Genomic DNA, 15,936 nt, shown 5'->3' on the forward strand with positions numbered 1-15,936 from the left:
ATTGCCTGCACTGGCCCTTTCGCGGGTTCACCCGCGAAAGGGCCGGTACTCGAGAAATCAGGTGCGGAAGCGACGCACCAGCGAGTCCAGTTCATTGGACAGCCCGGCCAGGCTCTCGGAGTCCTGACGCGCCGCCTGGGCCAGTTCCGCCACCAGCTGCGCATCGCCATGAATCTGGCTGATATGGCGGTTGATGTCCTCGGCCACCTGGTGCTGTTCTTCCGCCGCCGTGGCGATCTGCGTGTTCATGTCGCGAATGATGTCCACCGACTCGCGGATCTGCCCGAAACTGTCACGGGCCAGGCCAATGCGGCTGACCGACTGCTGCGACACTTCCAGGCTGGCATGCATCTGCTCGGCCACTTCCGCAGTGCGGCTGGCCAGGTTACCCAGCAAACCATCGATTTCCGCCGTGGAGTCGGCCGTGCGCTTGGCCAGTGCCCGAACCTCGTCGGCCACCACGGCAAAGCCCCGGCCCTGCTCGCCGGCGCGGGCCGCTTCGATGGCTGCGTTGAGCGCCAGCAGGTTGGTCTGCTCGGCAATCGAGCGAATGGTGCCGAGGATCGACTGGATGGCGTTGCTGTCGCGCTCCAGTTGCTGGATCGACTGGGCCGACTGCTCGATCTCCTGGCTCAGGCGGTCGACGCTGCTGACGGCCGCGTCGATCTGTTGCTGGCCTTCGCGGGCCTGCTGCTGGCCGCTGTCGGCCGATTGCGCGGCCTGGCTGCAGGAGCGGGCGACTTCATTGGCGGTGGCGACCATTTCGTGGAACGCGGTGGAGACCATGTCCACCGCTTCTCGCTGGCGCCCGGCAGCCTCGGCCATGTCGCTGGAAACCCGGGTGGAGCTGCTGGAGGTGCTGAGGATCTTGCTGGCGGCCGAGCCGATATGCTGGATGAGGCTGCGGATGGCGCCCAGGAACTGGTTGAACCAGTTGGCCAGTTGCGCGGTTTCGTCGCGCCCGCGCACGTCGAGGTTGCGGGTCAGGTCGCCTTCGCCCTGGGCAATGTCTTCAAGGCCGCTGGTGACGCTGTTGATCGGGCGCACGATGAGTTTGGCAAAGGCTGCGCCGACCACGGCGAACAGGGCCGCCAACACCAGTGCGATCACGCCGATCAGCCAGGTCAGGCGAGTGGTGGTCTGCATCACTTCGCTTTGCTGGATGAGGCCGATGAAGGTCCAGCCCAGCTTCTCGTCAGGGTAGACGTTGGCCATGTAGCGCTCGCCATTGATCTGGACCTCGACCAAGCCCTTGTCGGCCTTGGCCAGTTCGGCGTAGCCATCACCGAAGCTCGCCAGCTGCTTGAAGTTGTGGCTGGCATCGCGTGGGTCGACCATCACGTTGCCGTTGTTTTCCACCAGCATCAGGTAGCCGCTTTCGCCCAGCTTGATCTGCTTGACGATCTCGGTCAGGCCTTTGAGCGACACATCGATGTTGACCACGCCCCCGGCGTTGCCGAGCTGGTTGGCCACGGTGCGCACGGTGCTGATCAGCACGGCATCGTCGGCAGCCCAGTAATAGGCGCCGGTGCGTACGGTCTTACCGGGGTTGGCCATGGCCAACTGGTACCACGGGCGTGGGCGCGGGTCATAGTTGACGAACTTCTGCCCGGCGGGCCAGCCAACGTAGCCACCATCACTCACGCCGTAGGAAATGTAGGCATAGCCTGGGTGGGACTCTGCCAGGCGGGTGAAAAATTCCAGCAGCTGCTTGTCCTGATCGCCCAATTCGTAGGACGGATTGGCGCTCATGAACTTGTTCAGGTTGTTGCCCGTGGCCGCCACCATCGGTTGCGAGGCCAGGTAGTCGACGTTCTGGTCGATGCCCTGGAAGAAGATGTTCATCGCGTTGCTGACCTGGCGGATTTCCCGGCTGCTGCTGTCGAGGAAACCGTCACGCGCTTCGCCGCGCAGGTTGATGACCACCAAGGTGGCTACGAGGACGATGGGCAAGCCCGCGATGATCGCGAAGGCCCATGTCAGTTTCTGTTTGATGTTCATCGACGCTCCCGGGGTTTGTTTTTTTTGCACGCGAGGCAGGTAGCCACTGCATCGGCAGGGTCCGGGGAATTTTTAGTGAAAGTGCCCGTATTTATTGGGCGAAGTCGCATTTGGCGACTATTCGGTCGGCTTTGGGCTAATATGGCATACCAAAGGTGTGCGGCGTGCCGATCTCAGCGCGCTGCATGCTTTCATTGGCAGCATCCTGCGCCATTGGCCAGGTCCTTCAGAATCGGGCAGTCCGGGCGGTCATCCCCATGGCAGTGGGCAACCAGATCGCCCAAGGTGTCACGCAGGCTCACCAGCTCTTCGATGCGCCGGTTCAGCTCATCGATGTGCTGCATGGCCAGCGCCTTGACGTCGGCGCTGGCACGGCCGCGGTCCTGCCACAAGGTCAGCAGCTTGCCTACTTCTTCCAGGGAAAACCCGAGGTCACGGGAGCGCTTGATGAATGCCAGGCTGTGCAAGTCTTCGGCCTGGTACAAGCGGTAGCCGCTGTCGCTGCGGGTGGCCGGCTTGAGCAGGCCGATGGATTCGTAATAGCGGATCATCTTGGTGCTGAGCCCGCTGCGGCGGGCTGCCTGGCCAATGTTCATCGGGCCTCCTGCGAGGTGCTGGTGGGTTTCCAGGTCTTCAACCACAGGGCATTGCTGACCACGCTGACGCTGGATAGCGCCATGGCGGCGCCGGCCAGTACCGGGTTGAGATAGCCAAGCGCGGCCAGGGGAATGCCGATCAGGTTGTAGATGAAGGCCCAGAACAGATTCTGACGGATTTTTGCATAGGTCTTGCGGCTGATCTCCAGCGCGGCGGGCACCAGCCGTGGGTCACCGCGCATCAGGGTGATACCGGCAGCCTGCATGGCCACGTCAGTGCCACCGCCCATGGCGATGCCGATATCGGCAGCGGCCAGGGCCGGGGCATCGTTGATGCCGTCGCCGACCATCGCCACCACACCGTTTTTTTTCAGGGCGGCCACGGTGGCGGCCTTGTCGGCCGGCAGCACTTCGGCATGCACGTCGTCGATGCCAAGGGCATCGGCCACCACCTTGGCGCTGCCGCGGTTGTCGCCGGTCAGCAGGTGGCTGCTGATGTGGCGGGCGTGCAGGGCAGCGATGGCCTGCTCGGCACCCGGTTTGAGGCTATCGCCAAAGGCGAACAGGCCGAGCACGCGAGGTGCTGCACCCCGCTCGATGAGCCACGACAGGGTGCGGCCTTCGGCCTCCCAGGCTTGAGCCTTGGCGGCCAGCTCGCCGGGTTGCAGGTTGCTTTCGTCAAGCAGGCGACGGTTGCCCAACGCCAGTTCGCGGCCTTCCACGCGGCCAGCGATGCCGCGGCCGGTGAGTGACTGGCTGTCAGTCACGGCGGGGACCTCCAGGCCTTGCTCGGCGCAGGCATCCAGCACGGCCTTGGCCAGCGGGTGCTCGCTACCGCGCTGCAGGGCGCCGGCGAGGCGATGCAGGTCGGCGCCGTCAGCGACCAGCGCCTGGCTGTGGACTACGCGCGGGCTGCCGGAAGTGAGGGTGCCGGTCTTGTCGAACACCACGCGATTGACCGCATGGGCACGCTCCAAGGCTTCGGCGTCCTTGATCAGGATGCCATGGCGGGCGGCGACACCGGTGCCGGCCATGATCGCTGCCGGTGTGGCCAGGCCCAGGGCGCACGGGCAGGCGATCACCAGTACGGCGACCGCATTGATCAGCGCGGTCTCCAGCGGTGCACCGGCCAGCCACCAGCCAGTCAAGGTAAGCAGTGCCAGCACCAGCACGGCAGGCACGAACACTTGGCTGACCCGGTCGACCAGCTTCTGGATCGGCGCCTTGGCGGCCTGTGCGTCTTCGACCAGGCGGATGATCCGGGCCAGCACGGTTTCCGTGCCCAGCGCCTGGGTCCGCACCAGCAACCGGCCTTCGCCGTTGATGGCACCGCCGGTGACGCTGTCGCCAGGTTGCTTGGGGACCGGCAGGCTCTCACCGCTGATCAATGCTTCGTCGGCGTGGCTGCTGCCTTCCTCCACCGCACCGTCGACCGGGAAGCGTTCGCCAGGTTTAACCAGAACCAGGTCGCCGAGGCGCAGTTGGGCGATTGCCACGTCTTCTTCGCGGCCGTCGATGACGCGCACGGCCCGCTCCGGGCGCAGGGCTTCGAGGGCGCGAATGGCACTGGCCGTCTGGCGCTTGGCCCGGCTTTCGAGGTACTTGCCCAGCAGCACCAGGGCGATGACTACCGCCGAAGCTTCGAAGTAAAGGTGCGGGGCCATTCCGGCCGGGGCCTTGGCCCATTGGTACAGGCTCAGGCCATAACCCGCGCTGGTGCCCAGGGCGACCAGCAGGTCCATGTTGCCTGCTCCAGCACGCACGGCTTTGTAGGCGGCTTTGTAGAAGCGTGCACCGAGAATGAACTGCACCGGGGTGGCCAGCGCGAACTGCGCCCAGGCGGGCAGCATCCAGTGCAGGCCGAAGGGCTGCACCAGCATCGGCAGCACCAATGGCAGGGCCAGCAACAGCGCGGCAGCGACAGCCAGGCGTTCATTGCGCAGGCGTCGTTGGGCATCCTGCTGATCATCCTTGGCCGCTTGCGGCAGGCTGGCGCTGTAACCGGCTTTTTCGACAGCGGCAATCAGCAGCGCGTCATCGAGCGCCTGCAGCACTTCAAGGTGGGCACGCTCGCTGGCCAGGTTGACGCTGACCTGTTCAACCTCCGGCAATTTGCCGAGGGCGCGCTCCACGCGGCCGACGCAGCTGGCACAGGTCATGCCGCCGATCTGCAGCTCCACGGTCCGGGTCGGCACGCCATAGCCGGCGCCGCGCACGGCTTCAACCAAGGCTGGCAGGCTACCTGCCGGGGCCTGGACCCTGGCCTGTTCAGTGGCGAGGTTGACGCTGACCTGATCGGCGCCGCTGACCTTTCGCAGGGCGCGCTCGACACGGCCCGCACAGCTGGCGCAGGTCATGCCGGAAATCGGCAGGTTGAAAGTGTTGGATGCGGGCATGGCTCTCCTCCTTGGCAGGGCTAGAGCGTCAGCATCAACCTTGCCACGCGGGGAAGGTCAATAGCCCAGGCCGGCTCGCTTCAGTTCAAGACCCTGTGGGCCCATGGCGATGCGGTACTTGCTGATCTGGCCTGCTTGCAGGTTGAGCCGCGTGCTGCGTTGGTCCTCGATACCCGGGGCACACCCCGGCATCTGCCCGGGCAACAGGCGCAGGCGAACATCAATCGGGCCGGGCGGCAGGTTGAAGGACGTTGACTGCTCCTGGAAGACCCGCCCGGAGAGCTGATCGTTGAGATACACGCCGATTTCGCAGCTGGTGGCCACTTCCAGGCGTTCCCGGGAAATGATCAGCACGCTGTAGTCCGAGTTGCCCTCGGCGCTGGCCGGCGGCACCGCCATCAGTGCGGCCAACAGCCCGACAACGCCCACTGCTGTCCTGAACATGAAGAATCTCCTGCTTGCACAATCATCAAAGGCGCAGCTTGGCCGAGGTCCGCGCGGATTTCCAGCCCGGCCGTTTCACGCAGAACTTGACCTTGCCCCGATGGCAAGCTTGAAACTGGGTAAAACCCTGAAGGAGGTAGTCACCATGCAAGTGTTCAATGTTCAAGGCATGACCTGTGGCCATTGCGTGAAAGCCGTGACTCGTGCAGTACAGGAAAAGGATGCGCAGGCTACCGTGGAAGTCGATCTGCCTGGCCAGCAAGTGCGGGTGCAAAGCTCGCTGGGCGCGGAGCAGGTATTGGCGGCTATTCGAGAGGAAGGCTACCAAGCTGAAGTGGCCTGAACCGAGGTGCCGCACTGCGGCCCTGTTTTGTTGCAAATGTTTTCATGCTGAGGGTGGCCACTGCAGGTAGACTTGGCAGCTTGCTTAGCCTGCTATGGATTCCTGATGAACCTGCGAATGGTGCTGATCCTGGGCGCACTGAGTGCGTTCGGGCCCTTGGCGATCGACTTCTACCTGCCCGCCTTCCCGGCCATGGCGCAGGCGTTCGCCACCGACGAAAAACATGTACAGGCCACCCTGGCGGCCTATTTCCTCGGCCTGTCGATCGGCCAGCTCGCCTACGGGCCGGTGGCGGACCGCTTCGGCCGGCGCAAGCCGCTGTTGTTCGGGGTGGCGCTGTTCACCCTGGCCTCACTGGCCTGTGCTTACGCCCCCAACCTCGACACCTTGATCGTTGCACGCTTTGTCCAGGCGCTGGGCGGCTGCGCTGGCATGGTCCTGTCGCGGGCCATCGTCAGCGACAAGTGCGACCCGGTGGCGTCGGCCAAGGTGTTCTCGCAGTTGATGCTGGTGATGGGCCTGGCCCCCATCCTTGCGCCGATGCTGGGCGGGGTCCTGGTGAACCTGGCCGGTTGGCAGTCGATATTCCTGGCGCTGAGCCTGTTCAGCGCGGCCAGCCTGCTGGCGGTAAGCCTGGGCCTGCCGGAAAGCCTGCCGGCCAGCATGCCGCGCCAGCCGCTATCGGGAGCATTGCGTCAGTACCTGCGGTTATTGACTGACCGGGTGTTCATCGGCCATGCCTTGACCGGCGGTATCGCCATTGCCGGGATGTTTGCCTACATCGCCGGTTCACCGTTCGTATTCATCAAGCTCTATGGCGTACCCGCAGAGCATTATGGCTGGCTGTTCGGTACCAACGCGGCCGGCTTCATTCTGGTCGCCCAGGTCAACGCGCGCCTGCTGGCCAAGCGAGGCCCGGCATTCCTGTTGGTGCGGGCGGTCTGGCTGTACTTGGCAGCAGGCCTGGTATTGCTTGGCGTGGCAGCCTTGCGCCCGGCGCAGTTGTGGCCATTGCTGGTACCGCTGTTCGTCTGCATTGCCAGCCTGGGGTGCATCATCCCCAATGCGTCGGCCTGCGCCATGAGTGGCCAGGGCGCACGGGCAGGCAGTGCTTCGGCACTGATGGGCTGCCTGCAATTCAGCGTCGCGGCCGGTGCGGCCTCGCTGGTCGGCGTGCTGCATGATGGCAGTGCCGTGCCCATGACGTTGGTGATCAGCCTGTGCGGGGCACTCGTGGTCAGTGTCGCGCTGTTGACCCGGCGTTTGCAGGCCACGCGTCCAGCATGAGCGGGTGAGGTGCCTGCAGGCGGGTTTGCAGGGTGGCGACGAAGGCACGTGCTTCTGCCTCGCTGCGAAAACTCACCACATGCTGGTCGAGCCTTACCTGCCAGGGGCAGTTGGGGTTGCGATTCGACGCACTGACGACAATCTTCATCGTGGCATACCTCCGATTGGGGGAGAGCGGATCAAGTGTAGCGCCGCAGTCTGCTGGCGCCATGGCTAGGGTGAGTGTCCTGACTGGCGGTCCGGGCGCCATTCGCTATGGCCTGTGCGACGTTTCCAGCGGATATGCCTGGATTGATGTGGAAGCTTCGATTTGATTTGCGCTACTTGAGGAAGTGCGCTGTCAGCAGAGTCGCTACTCACTCTGGGCCATCCTTCCTCATGCCCTTTATTTTCCTTTCTCTTCCAGGTTGTGCCGATTCTGGCGCGCGAAAGGGTGGCCCCACCCAACGCTGAATGAGCCCGCTTGAGCATGCGCGGGGCTGCGGGGAGCGGCACAGGCGCGGCTTATACTGGCCCTTGGCAGTTTGCTTGAGAGGCGACCAGCGTAACCAATGCTGGCCTCTGAAACCGGACGTGATCATGCGGGGAGATACAGGGACATGAATGCAGTCAGTAGTATCAGTCAGATTGCCGGCCTGATGGCCGACCCCAAGCGTAGCGCGATGTTGTGGGCGCTAATCGATGGCACACCGCGGCCGACAGATGAACTGGCGATGATGGCCGGCCTGAGCGCGTCGTCGGCCTGTGCCCACCTTTCGTTGCTGTCTTCGGCCGGCCTGCTAAGGCTTGAGGCGCGCGGGCGCAAGCGCTACTTCAGGCTCGCCACACCTCAGGTGGGCGTTGCTGTCGAAGCGCTGGCCAGCGTCCAGCTGGCGTCGACAAAGGGGCCGCGCACGGGGGTGCTGCAACTGCCGATGTCGATGCGCAGGGCACGTCGCTGTGGCGAACACCTGGGCGGCGAGCTGGCGGGTGAGTTGTATCACCGGCTGGTGGTGGCGGGCTGGCTGGAGGGCAGCGAGCGGGAACTGATGGTCAGTGAGGAGGGGCGAACGCAGCTGGCTGCCATGGGCGTCTACATCGATGCGCTGGCATCGCGGCGGCACTGTGTGATCTGCCACTGCAATGAATGGACCGACCAAGGGCCACACTTGGGCGGTAGCCTTGGTCAGGCGTTGCTCAAACTGTTTCTGCAGTCTGGCTGGATACGCGAACCTGAGGGCACGCGGGTACTGCAGATTTCTGCCGAGGGTGTGCAGCAGATCAACCGTATAGCCCGCGTGACCACCTTGCAGGTCGGTTGACGGCTTCAGACCAGGCGAGCATCCAGGCTGTTTTGCGCCAGTCGGCGGGCCTGGTCTTCGGTCATGCCCAGGTGGGTGTGCAGGGCGTGGTAGTTTTCGGTGACATAACCGCCAAAGTAGGCCGGGTCGTCCGAGTTCACTGTCACCTTCACGCCTCGTTCCAGCATGTCGAGGATGTTGTGCTGGCTCATGTGGTCGAACACGCAGAGCTTGGTGTTCGACAACGGGCAGACGGTGAGCGGGATCTGCTCGTCGATGATGCGTTGCATCAGGCGTTCGTCTTCGATGGCGCGCACACCGTGGTCGATACGCTTGATCTTCAGCAGGTCGAGGGCTTCCCAGATGTACTCGGGTGGGCCTTCCTCACCGGCGTGGGCCACGGCCACGAAGCCTTCGCTGCGGGCGCGGTCGAACACCCGCTGGAACTTGCTGGGTGGGTGGCCCATTTCCGAACTGTCCAGGCCGACGGCGATGAACGCGTCGCGGAAGGGCAGCGCCTGGTCGAGGGTTTTTTGCGCTTCGTCTTCGCTCAGGTGGCGCAGGAAGCTCAGGATCAGGCCGCTGCTGATACCCAGTTGTTCGCGACCGTCTTTCAACGCCTGGTTGATGCCATTGAGCACGACCTCGAACGGGATGCCACGGTCGGTGTGGGTCTGCGGATCGAAGAACGGTTCGGTATGGACCACATTCTGCGCCTTGCAGCGTTGCAGGTAAGCCCAGGTCAGGTCGTAGAAGTCCTGTTCGGTGCGCAGCACGTCTGCGCCTTGGTAATACAGGTCGAGAAACTCTTGGAGGTTATTGAACGCATAGGCGCCACGAAGGGTTTCCACGTCGTTCCAGGGCAAGGCGATCTTGTTGCGCTCGGCCAGGGCGAACAACAGCTCGGGTTCCAGCGAGCCTTCAAGGTGCAGGTGCAGTTCTGCCTTGGGCAGGGCATTCAGCCAGTCATACATAAGGAGGGAGTCTCGAATCAGGTACGGTTGCCGCCATTCTACAGGGCCTGGCCGGGCATTGCGCCCGGCCGGTCGGTATTCACCTCACCAGGTGAGTGATTCGCCTTTGTAGTTGATGAAGCGCAGGCCACCGTGTCCGCTTTGCGCCTTGATCTGTTCGAGCATGCCACGGGTGCTGGTGCGCACGTCGATCTCGGCGTTTTCGCCGCCCATGTCGGTCTTCACCCAGCCCGGATGCATGGCCAGTACGCACAGGTCGGGGCGCTGCAGATCGACCACGAAACTGTTGATCATCGAATTGAGCGCGGCCTTGCTGGCCTTGTACAGGCAGATCTCGCCACCGTCGGGGATGCTCACGCTGCCGAGGATCGAGCTCATGAACGCGAGCACACCGCTGCCTTCGCGTACCTGGCCTGCCAGGCGCCGGGCGACGCGGATCGGGGCCACGGCGTTGGTCATGAACAGATCGCCAATGGCCTGAGCGTTTACGGTCTCCACGTCTTGCGGCAGGGGGCCCATTACCCCGGCGTTGACGAAGACCAGGTCGAACATCTGGCCTTGCAGGCGTTGCTGGAGGCCATCGAGCTGGGTGGTGTCGTTCATTTCCAGTTGCTCGATGCGCACGCCGGGAACATCGGCCAGGGCGCCCGGCTGTTGAGGGTTACGCACGGTTGCAACAATGTTCCAGCCGTCTTCGTGCAGGCGTTGTACCAGGCCCAGGCCGAGACCGCGGGAAGCGCCGATGATGAGGGCAGTTCTGGAGGATGCCATAGGAACATTCCTTTATCGGTGTAGGAAAAGGAATTGAGCATACTTCAGAGTTCGGACGTATGCCTCGCCTGCTTCACGATTGGCTAAAAAATGTACAAGTTTGTCCGGCCTTGAGCGGGCGGGTGCCTGGCTTGTTGGCTAACGGGTTATCCACAGGCTCGTCCACAGTAAATGTGTGCAAGCGCCACGACCGGGGTTGTGCAATCTGCCAGACGCATTGGGGATAACTTCTGAAGACTCAGTAGTTTACTGTTGTCATCAAACAGTGATCAAAATATGATCAATGACCTTTAGGCCTTGCAGCGCTTGGCCTGTAGCGGAGTGCCCCAAGCTTATCCACAGGCCGGCCCACAGTAGATGTGGGCAAACCTCAGTGTGTCTCGAGGAGAATCCGGCCCCGGCTCAGGTCCGCCAGTTGCTGTTGCAATATGGCCAGGTACGCTTCGCCCACAGCGATATGCAGGTCGACGCCATTGGCGGTGAATTGCTCGTCGAGCACCAGGCCATCCACTTCTGCCAGGCGCAGTTTCACCAGGGCCAGTTCGCTGAAGGTACAACTGCAGGTGTACTCGCTGCGCTGGACCAGCAGGCGCTTGGGGGCTTGCTGCAGGCACTTGTTGGCGCCACCGCCGTAGGCACGCGCCAGCCCGCCGGTGCCCAGCTGAATACCGCCGTACCAGCGAATCACCAGCACCACCACCTGGTCGCAGTCCTGTGCTTCGATGGCCGCCAGGATCGGCCTTCCGGCAGTGCCGCCCGGTTCGCCATCGTCATTGCTGCGGTATTGCCCGCCGATTTTCCATGCCCAGCAGTTGTGGGTGGCGGCCAAGTCACTGTGACGCTCGATGAAGCTCATCGCCTCGGCGGCACTGTTGATCGGGCTGGCCAGGGTGATGAAGCGGCTCTTGCGGATTTCCTCGCGAAATTCGCAGAGGTCGAGCAGGGTAGAAGGCATAGATGAACGTCAGGCACTCGGCTTTATGCCGCACCCCTTGAGAATGATGTGGATAAGGTTGTTGCTGGCATCTTCCATGTCTTGCTTGGTCAGGCGGCTGCGGCCGGTAACCTGGCAGATCTGGGTGGCGAAGTCGGCATAGTGCTGGGTGCTGCCCCAGAGCAGGAAGATCAGATGCACCGGGTCGACCGGGTCCATCTTGCCGGCGTCCATCCAGGCCTGGAACACGGCGGCCCGCCCGCGGAACCATTCGCGGTAGTCGGCGCTGAAATACTCGGTCAGGCAGGTGCCGCCGCTGATCACCTCCATCGCGAAGATGCGCGAGGCCTGCGGGTTGCGCCGGGAGAACTCCATCTTGGTGCGGATGTACTGGCTCAGCGCTTCGCCTGGGTCGTCATCGACGCTCAGGGCATTGAAGGTGCTGTCCCACAGCTCGATGATGTTGCTCAGCACGGCGATGTAGAGGCCGAGCTTGTTGGTGAAGTAGTAATGCAGGTTGGCCTTGGGCAAGCCGGCTTTCAGCGCGATGGTGTTCATGCTGGTGCCTTTGAACCCATGGCGGGCGAATTCGTCTTCGGCGGCCTGGATGATGGCCTGTTCGTTCTTCTGGCGGATGCGGCCGGCGGGCTTGCCAGAGGCGGCGAGGCGATGCGCAGGGACTTCTAGGCTCATGGACGATTCCGGACAGGTCTGTGGCAACGAATGTCGGACAAGATTACCTGCCTGTGCTGGCGTGACAAGCCTTAGCGTCAGAAGCTGGCATCAACGTGTCGCAGCCAGGCTTTCCAGGAAGCTTTCCAGTACCAGGTTCGGTCGCCTCCCTTTGCGCGTCACCCAGCTCAGGCTCAGGTCATAGAAGCGTTGCGCAGGCTTCAGTGCACGCAGGCGGCCTTGTTGGACCCAGAACGTGGCGTAGTGGTCGGGCAGGTAGCCAATATAGCGGCCGGTGAGGATCAGGAACGCCATGCCTTCGCGGTCCGAGGCACTGGCAGTGCAGTTGAGCGCCTGGTAGTGCGCCTGGATTTCCGCAGGCAGGCGGAAGGTTGGCGCGATCGCTTCCTGGCTGTTGAGGCGGTCATCGTCGATCTGCTGGTTGTCGGCGTAGAACAACGGGTGGCCAACTGCGCAGTACAGCTGTGACCGTTCGCTGTACAGCGGTTGGTATTCCAGGCCGGACAGAGGGCTGGTCTGGGGGACCACACCGACGTGCAGGCTGCCGTCCAGTACCCCTTGCTCCACCTGGCTGGGGGCGATCATGCGGATCTGGATGCGCACATCCGGGCCGCGGTCCTTCAGTTCGGCCAAGGCATGGGTGATGCGCATATGCGGCAGGGTGACCAGGTTGTCGGTAAGGCCGATGTTCAGCTCACCGCGCAAGTGCTGGTGCAGGCCGTTGACCTCGGTACGGAAAGTTTCCAGTGCACTGAGCAACTGCAATGCCGAGTGATAGACCTCGCGGCCTTCCTCGGTCAGCGAGAAACCGGCACGACCACGCTGGCACAAGCGCAGACCCAGGCGCTGTTCGAGATCGTTCATTTGCTGGCTGATGGCTGAACGGCCAATCCCCAGCACGTTCTCCGCAGCCGAGAAACCGCCACATTCAACCACGCTTCGGTAGATTTTCAGCAGGCGGATGTCGAAATCGCTCACTTGTGCGAGAGGGTCGGGTCGTCTGCTCATATGTTTAGTCTTGCGCTACCTGAAGATTAGAAATGTAGGCTTTTTCAGACTTTATCCGCGTGCGAATTTAGCTGCAACAACATCCATCGTTGCCTAATCGTCTTCCGAGGAACCGCCGATGAACATGCCTGAAACCGCAACCGCGGGGATCGCCAGCCAGCTGAAGCTGGATGCCCACTGGATGCCCTACACCGCCAACCGTAACTTCCAGCGCGACCCGCGCCTGATCGTGGCGGCCCAAGGCAACTACCTGGTCGATGACAAGGGGCGCAAGGTCTTCGACGCCCTGTCTGGCCTGTGGACCTGTGGCGCCGGGCATACCCGCAAGGAAATCACCGAAGCGGTCGCACGCCAGGTCGGTACCCTCGATTATTCCCCGGCGTTCCAGTTCGGCCACCCGCTATCCTTCCAGCTGGCCGAGAAGATCGCCGAGCTGACCCCGGGCGACTTGAACCACGTCTTCTATACCAACTCCGGCTCCGAGTGCTGCGACACTGCGCTGAAGATGGTGCGTGCCTACTGGCGCCTGAAAGGCCAGGCCACCAAGACCAAGATCATCGGCCGTGCCCGTGGTTATCACGGGGTGAACATTGCCGGCACCAGCCTGGGTGGCGTCAACGGTAACCGCAAGATGTTCGGCCAGTTGCTGGACGTCGACCACCTGCCCCATACCGTGCTGCCAGTCAACGCCTTCTCCAAAGGCCTGCCGGAGGAGGGCGGTATCGCCCTGGCTGATGAAATGCTCAAGCTGATCGAGCTGCACGATGCCTCGAACATCGCAGCGGTGATCGTCGAGCCTTTGGCAGGTTCCGCTGGCGTGCTGCCGCCGCCGAAGGGTTACCTGAAGCGCCTGCGTGAAATCTGCTCCCAGCACAACATCCTGCTGATCTTCGACGAAGTGATCACAGGCTTTGGCCGCATGGGCGCCATGACCGGCTCCGAGGCCTTTGGTGTCACCCCTGACCTGATGTGCATCGCCAAACAGGTCACCAACGGTGCCATCCCCATGGGGGCGGTCATCGCCACGCGTGAGATCTACCAGACCTTCATGAACCAGCCGACGCCGGAATATGCAGTGGAATTCCCCCACGGCTACACCTACTCGGCGCACCCGGTAGCCTGCGCCGCCGGTCTCGCCGCGCTCGATCTGCTGCAGAAGGAGAGCCTGGTGCAGTCGGCTGCCGAGCTGGCGCCGCACTTCGAGAAGCTGCTGCATGGCGTGAAGGGCACCAAGAACATCGTCGACATCCGTAACTACGGCCTGGCCGGCGCGATCCAGATCGCCGCCCGCGATGGCGATGCCATCGTGCGTCCGTACGAAGCCGCCATGAAGCTGTGGCAAGCCGGCTTCTATGTGCGCTTCGGTGGCGACACCCTGCAGTTCGGCCCAACCTTCAATACCCAGCCGCAGGAACTGGACCGCCTGTTCGACGCGGTCGGCGAAACCCTGAACCAGATCGACTGATCTTTCCGCTTTTGACGTAGGGCGCGTGAACCATCACGCGCCTGCCTCAACCTTCTTTACCTGGAGTTTTGCATGAGCATTGTTCAGCACCTGATTCACGGCGAGCTGGTTACCAAAGGTGAGCGCACCGCCGATGTCTTCAACCCGTCTACCGGTCAGGCGGTGCGCAAGGTCGAACTGGCTAGCCGCGCGACCGTGCAGGAAGCCATTGAGTCGGCCAAGGCTGCCTTCCCTGCCTGGCGCAACACCCCACCGGCCAAGCGCGCCCAGGTGATGTTCCGCTTCAAGCAACTGCTGGAGCAAAACGAAGCCCGCATCTCGCAGATGATCAGCGAAGAGCACGGCAAGACCCTGGAGGATGCGGCCGGCGAACTGAAGCGTGGCATCGAGAACGTCGAGTTCGCCTGTGCTGCGCCGGAAGTGCTGAAAGGCGAGTACAGCCGCAACGTCGGCCCGAACATCGATGCCTGGTCCGACTTCCAGCCACTGGGTGTGGTCGCTGGCATCACGCCATTCAACTTCCCGGCCATGGTGCCGCTGTGGATGTACCCACTGGCCATTGCCTGCGGTAACGCCTTCATTCTCAAACCATCCGAGCGTGACCCGAGCTCGACCCTGTTCATCGCTCAGTTGCTGCTGGAGGCTGGCCTGCCCAAGGGCATTCTCAATGTGGTGCATGGTGACAAGGAAGCGGTCGATGCACTGATCGAAGCGCCGGAAGTGAAAGCGCTGAGCTTCGTCGGTTCGACTCCGATCGCCGAATACATCTATGCCGAAGGCACCAAGCGTGGCAAGCGCGTACAGGCCCTGGGCGGTGCGAAGAACCACGCGGTGTTGATGCCCGATGCCGACCTGGACAACGCAGTCAGCGCGCTGATGGGCGCTGCCTACGGTTCGTGCGGCGAGCGCTGCATGGCTATTTCGGTGGCAGTGTGCGTGGGTGATCAGGTTGCCGATGCACTGATCGCCAAGCTGGAGCCGCAGATCAAGGCGCTGAAGATTGGTGCTGGCACTTCCTGTGGCCTGGACATGGGCCCGCTGGTGACCGCTGCAGCCCGTGACAAGGTTGTCGGTTATATCGACGATGGCGTTGCCGCTGGCGCCAGGTTGGTGGTGGATGGCCGAGGCTTGCGCGTGGCAGGTAATGAAGATGGCTATTTCGTTGGCGGCACGCTGTTCGACAACGTGACACCGCAGATGCGCATCTATAAGGAAGAGATCTTCGGCCCGGTGCTGTGCGTGGTGCGCGTGAACAGCCTCGAGCAGGCCATGCAGCTGATCAACGATCACGAATACGGCAACGGTACCTGCATCTTCACCCGTGACGGTGAAGCGGCGCGCCTGTTCTGCGACGAAATCGAAGTGGGCATGGTCGGGGTCAACGTACCGCTGCCGGTGCCGGTTGCCTATCACAGCTTCGGTGGCTGGAAGCGCTCGCTGTTTGGTGACCTGCACGCCTATGGCCCGGACGGTGTGCGCTTCTATACCCGTCGCAAGGCGATCACCCAGCGTTGGCCGCAGCGCGCCAGCCATGAGGCGTCGCAGTTTGCCTTCCCTAGCTTGTAAGGGATGATGTTAAGCGGGGAGGCCATCAGGCCTTCCCGCTTTTCTTTTCAGCGGGGTTTCGAATCCCCTTATAATGCGCCCCACTTCCAGCGACATCGGAACGACAAACTCCTTGAAATTCAACGAGTTAGGTAGTTAAGGTGAGGTTGGAGGCGCTTCGGTCGAATGATCGATGGCG

The 15,936-nt window shown here is 62.7% G+C and carries 15 protein-coding genes and 1 pseudogene; 5 read left to right on the forward strand and 11 right to left on the reverse strand.

What is annotated here, in order from left to right; all coding sequences use genetic code 11:
- Positions 1-57: 57 nt before the first annotated feature.
- The 5 genes and pseudogenes from CQW31_RS32115 to CQW31_RS10120 form a co-directional block, all read right to left on the reverse strand.
- Entirely contained in the window at positions 58-825 is a 768-nt protein-coding gene (locus CQW31_RS32115; protein ID WP_371263267.1) for a methyl-accepting chemotaxis protein, read from the reverse strand.
- 90 nt (positions 826-915) lie between these two features.
- A pseudogene (locus tag CQW31_RS32120) lies at positions 916-2,001 on the reverse strand (sensor histidine kinase); the annotation flags it as partial.
- Between the two features lie 191 nt (positions 2,002-2,192).
- Positions 2,193-2,597 carry a Cu(I)-responsive transcriptional regulator gene (gene cueR, locus CQW31_RS10110; RefSeq protein WP_054886790.1) on the reverse strand — a complete coding sequence of 135 codons (405 nt, stop codon included), beginning with the start codon at positions 2,595-2,597 and terminating at the stop codon, positions 2,193-2,195.
- On the reverse strand, positions 2,594-4,993 hold the full coding sequence (locus CQW31_RS10115) for a heavy metal translocating P-type ATPase (RefSeq protein ID WP_099814402.1): 2,400 nt from the start codon (positions 4,991-4,993) through the stop codon (positions 2,594-2,596). The genes cueR and CQW31_RS10115 overlap by 4 nt, the downstream gene beginning before the upstream one ends.
- A 57-nt stretch (positions 4,994-5,050) precedes the next feature.
- Positions 5,051-5,437 carry a hypothetical protein gene (locus tag CQW31_RS10120; RefSeq protein ID WP_054886792.1) on the reverse strand — a complete coding sequence of 129 codons (387 nt, stop codon included), beginning with the start codon at positions 5,435-5,437 and terminating at the stop codon, positions 5,051-5,053.
- 145 nt (positions 5,438-5,582) lie between these two features.
- Here CQW31_RS10120 and CQW31_RS10125 point away from each other — a divergent pair, with 145 nt between their 5' ends.
- Together CQW31_RS10125 and CQW31_RS10130 are read left to right on the forward strand one after the other, a co-directional pair.
- Positions 5,583-5,780, forward strand: a complete 198-nt coding sequence (locus CQW31_RS10125) for a heavy-metal-associated domain-containing protein (RefSeq protein ID WP_054886793.1) — start codon at positions 5,583-5,585, stop codon at positions 5,778-5,780.
- A 105-nt stretch (positions 5,781-5,885) separates the two neighbouring features.
- The gene (locus tag CQW31_RS10130) at positions 5,886-7,067 is read left to right on the forward strand and encodes a multidrug effflux MFS transporter (protein ID WP_054886794.1); all 1,182 of its coding nucleotides are present in this window, start codon (positions 5,886-5,888) and stop codon (positions 7,065-7,067) included.
- On the opposite strand, the gene CQW31_RS31605 is transcribed toward CQW31_RS10130, so the two are convergent.
- Positions 7,018-7,215, reverse strand: a complete 198-nt coding sequence (locus CQW31_RS31605; protein WP_082433666.1) for a hypothetical protein — start codon at positions 7,213-7,215, stop codon at positions 7,018-7,020. The two genes, CQW31_RS10130 and CQW31_RS31605, sit on opposite strands and share 50 nt — an antisense overlap.
- A gap of 451 nt (positions 7,216-7,666) precedes the next feature.
- On the opposite strand from CQW31_RS31605, the gene CQW31_RS10140 reads away from it, so the two are divergent.
- A complete protein-coding gene (locus CQW31_RS10140; protein ID WP_054886795.1) occupies positions 7,667-8,368 on the forward strand; it encodes a helix-turn-helix transcriptional regulator in 702 nt (233 codons plus the stop codon).
- A 5-nt stretch (positions 8,369-8,373) separates the two neighbouring features.
- Here CQW31_RS10140 and CQW31_RS10145 read toward each other — a convergent pair whose 3' ends face one another.
- The 5 genes from CQW31_RS10145 to CQW31_RS10165 form a co-directional block, all read right to left on the reverse strand.
- Entirely contained in the window at positions 8,374-9,321 is a 948-nt protein-coding gene (locus CQW31_RS10145; protein ID WP_054886796.1) for an adenosine deaminase, read from the reverse strand.
- Between the two features lie 84 nt (positions 9,322-9,405).
- Positions 9,406-10,092, reverse strand: coding sequence for an SDR family oxidoreductase (locus CQW31_RS10150; RefSeq protein WP_099814403.1), 687 nt, complete (start codon positions 10,090-10,092; stop codon positions 9,406-9,408).
- Between the two features lie 370 nt (positions 10,093-10,462).
- The gene (locus tag CQW31_RS10155) at positions 10,463-11,047 is read right to left on the reverse strand and encodes a YigZ family protein (protein ID WP_054886798.1); all 585 of its coding nucleotides are present in this window, start codon (positions 11,045-11,047) and stop codon (positions 10,463-10,465) included.
- A 9-nt stretch (positions 11,048-11,056) separates the two neighbouring features.
- Positions 11,057-11,719: a TetR/AcrR family transcriptional regulator gene (locus tag CQW31_RS10160; RefSeq protein WP_054886799.1), complete on the reverse strand. Its 663-nt coding sequence runs from the start codon at positions 11,717-11,719 to the stop codon at positions 11,057-11,059.
- Positions 11,720-11,809: 90 nt separating this feature from the next.
- Entirely contained in the window at positions 11,810-12,727 is a 918-nt protein-coding gene (locus tag CQW31_RS10165) for a LysR family transcriptional regulator (RefSeq protein ID WP_054886800.1), read from the reverse strand.
- Positions 12,728-12,845: 118 nt separating this feature from the next.
- Between CQW31_RS10165 and CQW31_RS10170 the strand changes: the two genes are divergently transcribed.
- Positions 12,846-14,192 carry an aspartate aminotransferase family protein gene (locus CQW31_RS10170; protein ID WP_054886801.1) on the forward strand — a complete coding sequence of 449 codons (1,347 nt, stop codon included), beginning with the start codon at positions 12,846-12,848 and terminating at the stop codon, positions 14,190-14,192.
- 72 nt (positions 14,193-14,264) lie between these two features.
- The gene (locus tag CQW31_RS10175) at positions 14,265-15,758 is read left to right on the forward strand and encodes a CoA-acylating methylmalonate-semialdehyde dehydrogenase (protein ID WP_099814404.1); all 1,494 of its coding nucleotides are present in this window, start codon (positions 14,265-14,267) and stop codon (positions 15,756-15,758) included.
- The last annotated feature ends 178 nt before the right edge of the window (positions 15,759-15,936 follow it).

The sequence above is a fragment of the Pseudomonas sp. 382 genome (assembly GCF_002759075.1).
GTDB lineage: Bacteria > Pseudomonadota > Gammaproteobacteria > Pseudomonadales > Pseudomonadaceae > Aquipseudomonas > Aquipseudomonas vlassakiae.

Coding starts and splice junctions, on each gene's coding strand:
- CQW31_RS32115 (WP_371263267.1), bottom strand. CDS start 825: ATGGCCGAGGCTGCCGGGCGCCAGCGAGAAGCGGTGGACATGGTCTCC.
- cueR (WP_054886790.1), bottom strand. CDS start 2,597: ATGAACATTGGCCAGGCAGCCCGCCGCAGCGGGCTCAGCACCAAGATG.
- CQW31_RS10115 (WP_099814402.1), bottom strand. CDS start 4,993: ATGCCCGCATCCAACACTTTCAACCTGCCGATTTCCGGCATGACCTGC.
- CQW31_RS10120 (WP_054886792.1), bottom strand. CDS start 5,437: ATGTTCAGGACAGCAGTGGGCGTTGTCGGGCTGTTGGCCGCACTGATG.
- CQW31_RS10125 (WP_054886793.1), top strand. CDS start 5,583: ATGCAAGTGTTCAATGTTCAAGGCATGACCTGTGGCCATTGCGTGAAA.
- CQW31_RS10130 (WP_054886794.1), top strand. CDS start 5,886: ATGAACCTGCGAATGGTGCTGATCCTGGGCGCACTGAGTGCGTTCGGG.
- CQW31_RS31605 (WP_082433666.1), bottom strand. CDS start 7,215: ATGAAGATTGTCGTCAGTGCGTCGAATCGCAACCCCAACTGCCCCTGG.
- CQW31_RS10140 (WP_054886795.1), top strand. CDS start 7,667: ATGAATGCAGTCAGTAGTATCAGTCAGATTGCCGGCCTGATGGCCGAC.
- CQW31_RS10145 (WP_054886796.1), bottom strand. CDS start 9,321: ATGTATGACTGGCTGAATGCCCTGCCCAAGGCAGAACTGCACCTGCAC.
- CQW31_RS10150 (WP_099814403.1), bottom strand. CDS start 10,092: ATGGCATCCTCCAGAACTGCCCTCATCATCGGCGCTTCCCGCGGTCTC.
- CQW31_RS10155 (WP_054886798.1), bottom strand. CDS start 11,047: ATGCCTTCTACCCTGCTCGACCTCTGCGAATTTCGCGAGGAAATCCGC.
- CQW31_RS10160 (WP_054886799.1), bottom strand. CDS start 11,719: ATGAGCCTAGAAGTCCCTGCGCATCGCCTCGCCGCCTCTGGCAAGCCC.
- CQW31_RS10165 (WP_054886800.1), bottom strand. CDS start 12,727: ATGAGCAGACGACCCGACCCTCTCGCACAAGTGAGCGATTTCGACATC.
- CQW31_RS10170 (WP_054886801.1), top strand. CDS start 12,846: ATGAACATGCCTGAAACCGCAACCGCGGGGATCGCCAGCCAGCTGAAG.
- CQW31_RS10175 (WP_099814404.1), top strand. CDS start 14,265: ATGAGCATTGTTCAGCACCTGATTCACGGCGAGCTGGTTACCAAAGGT.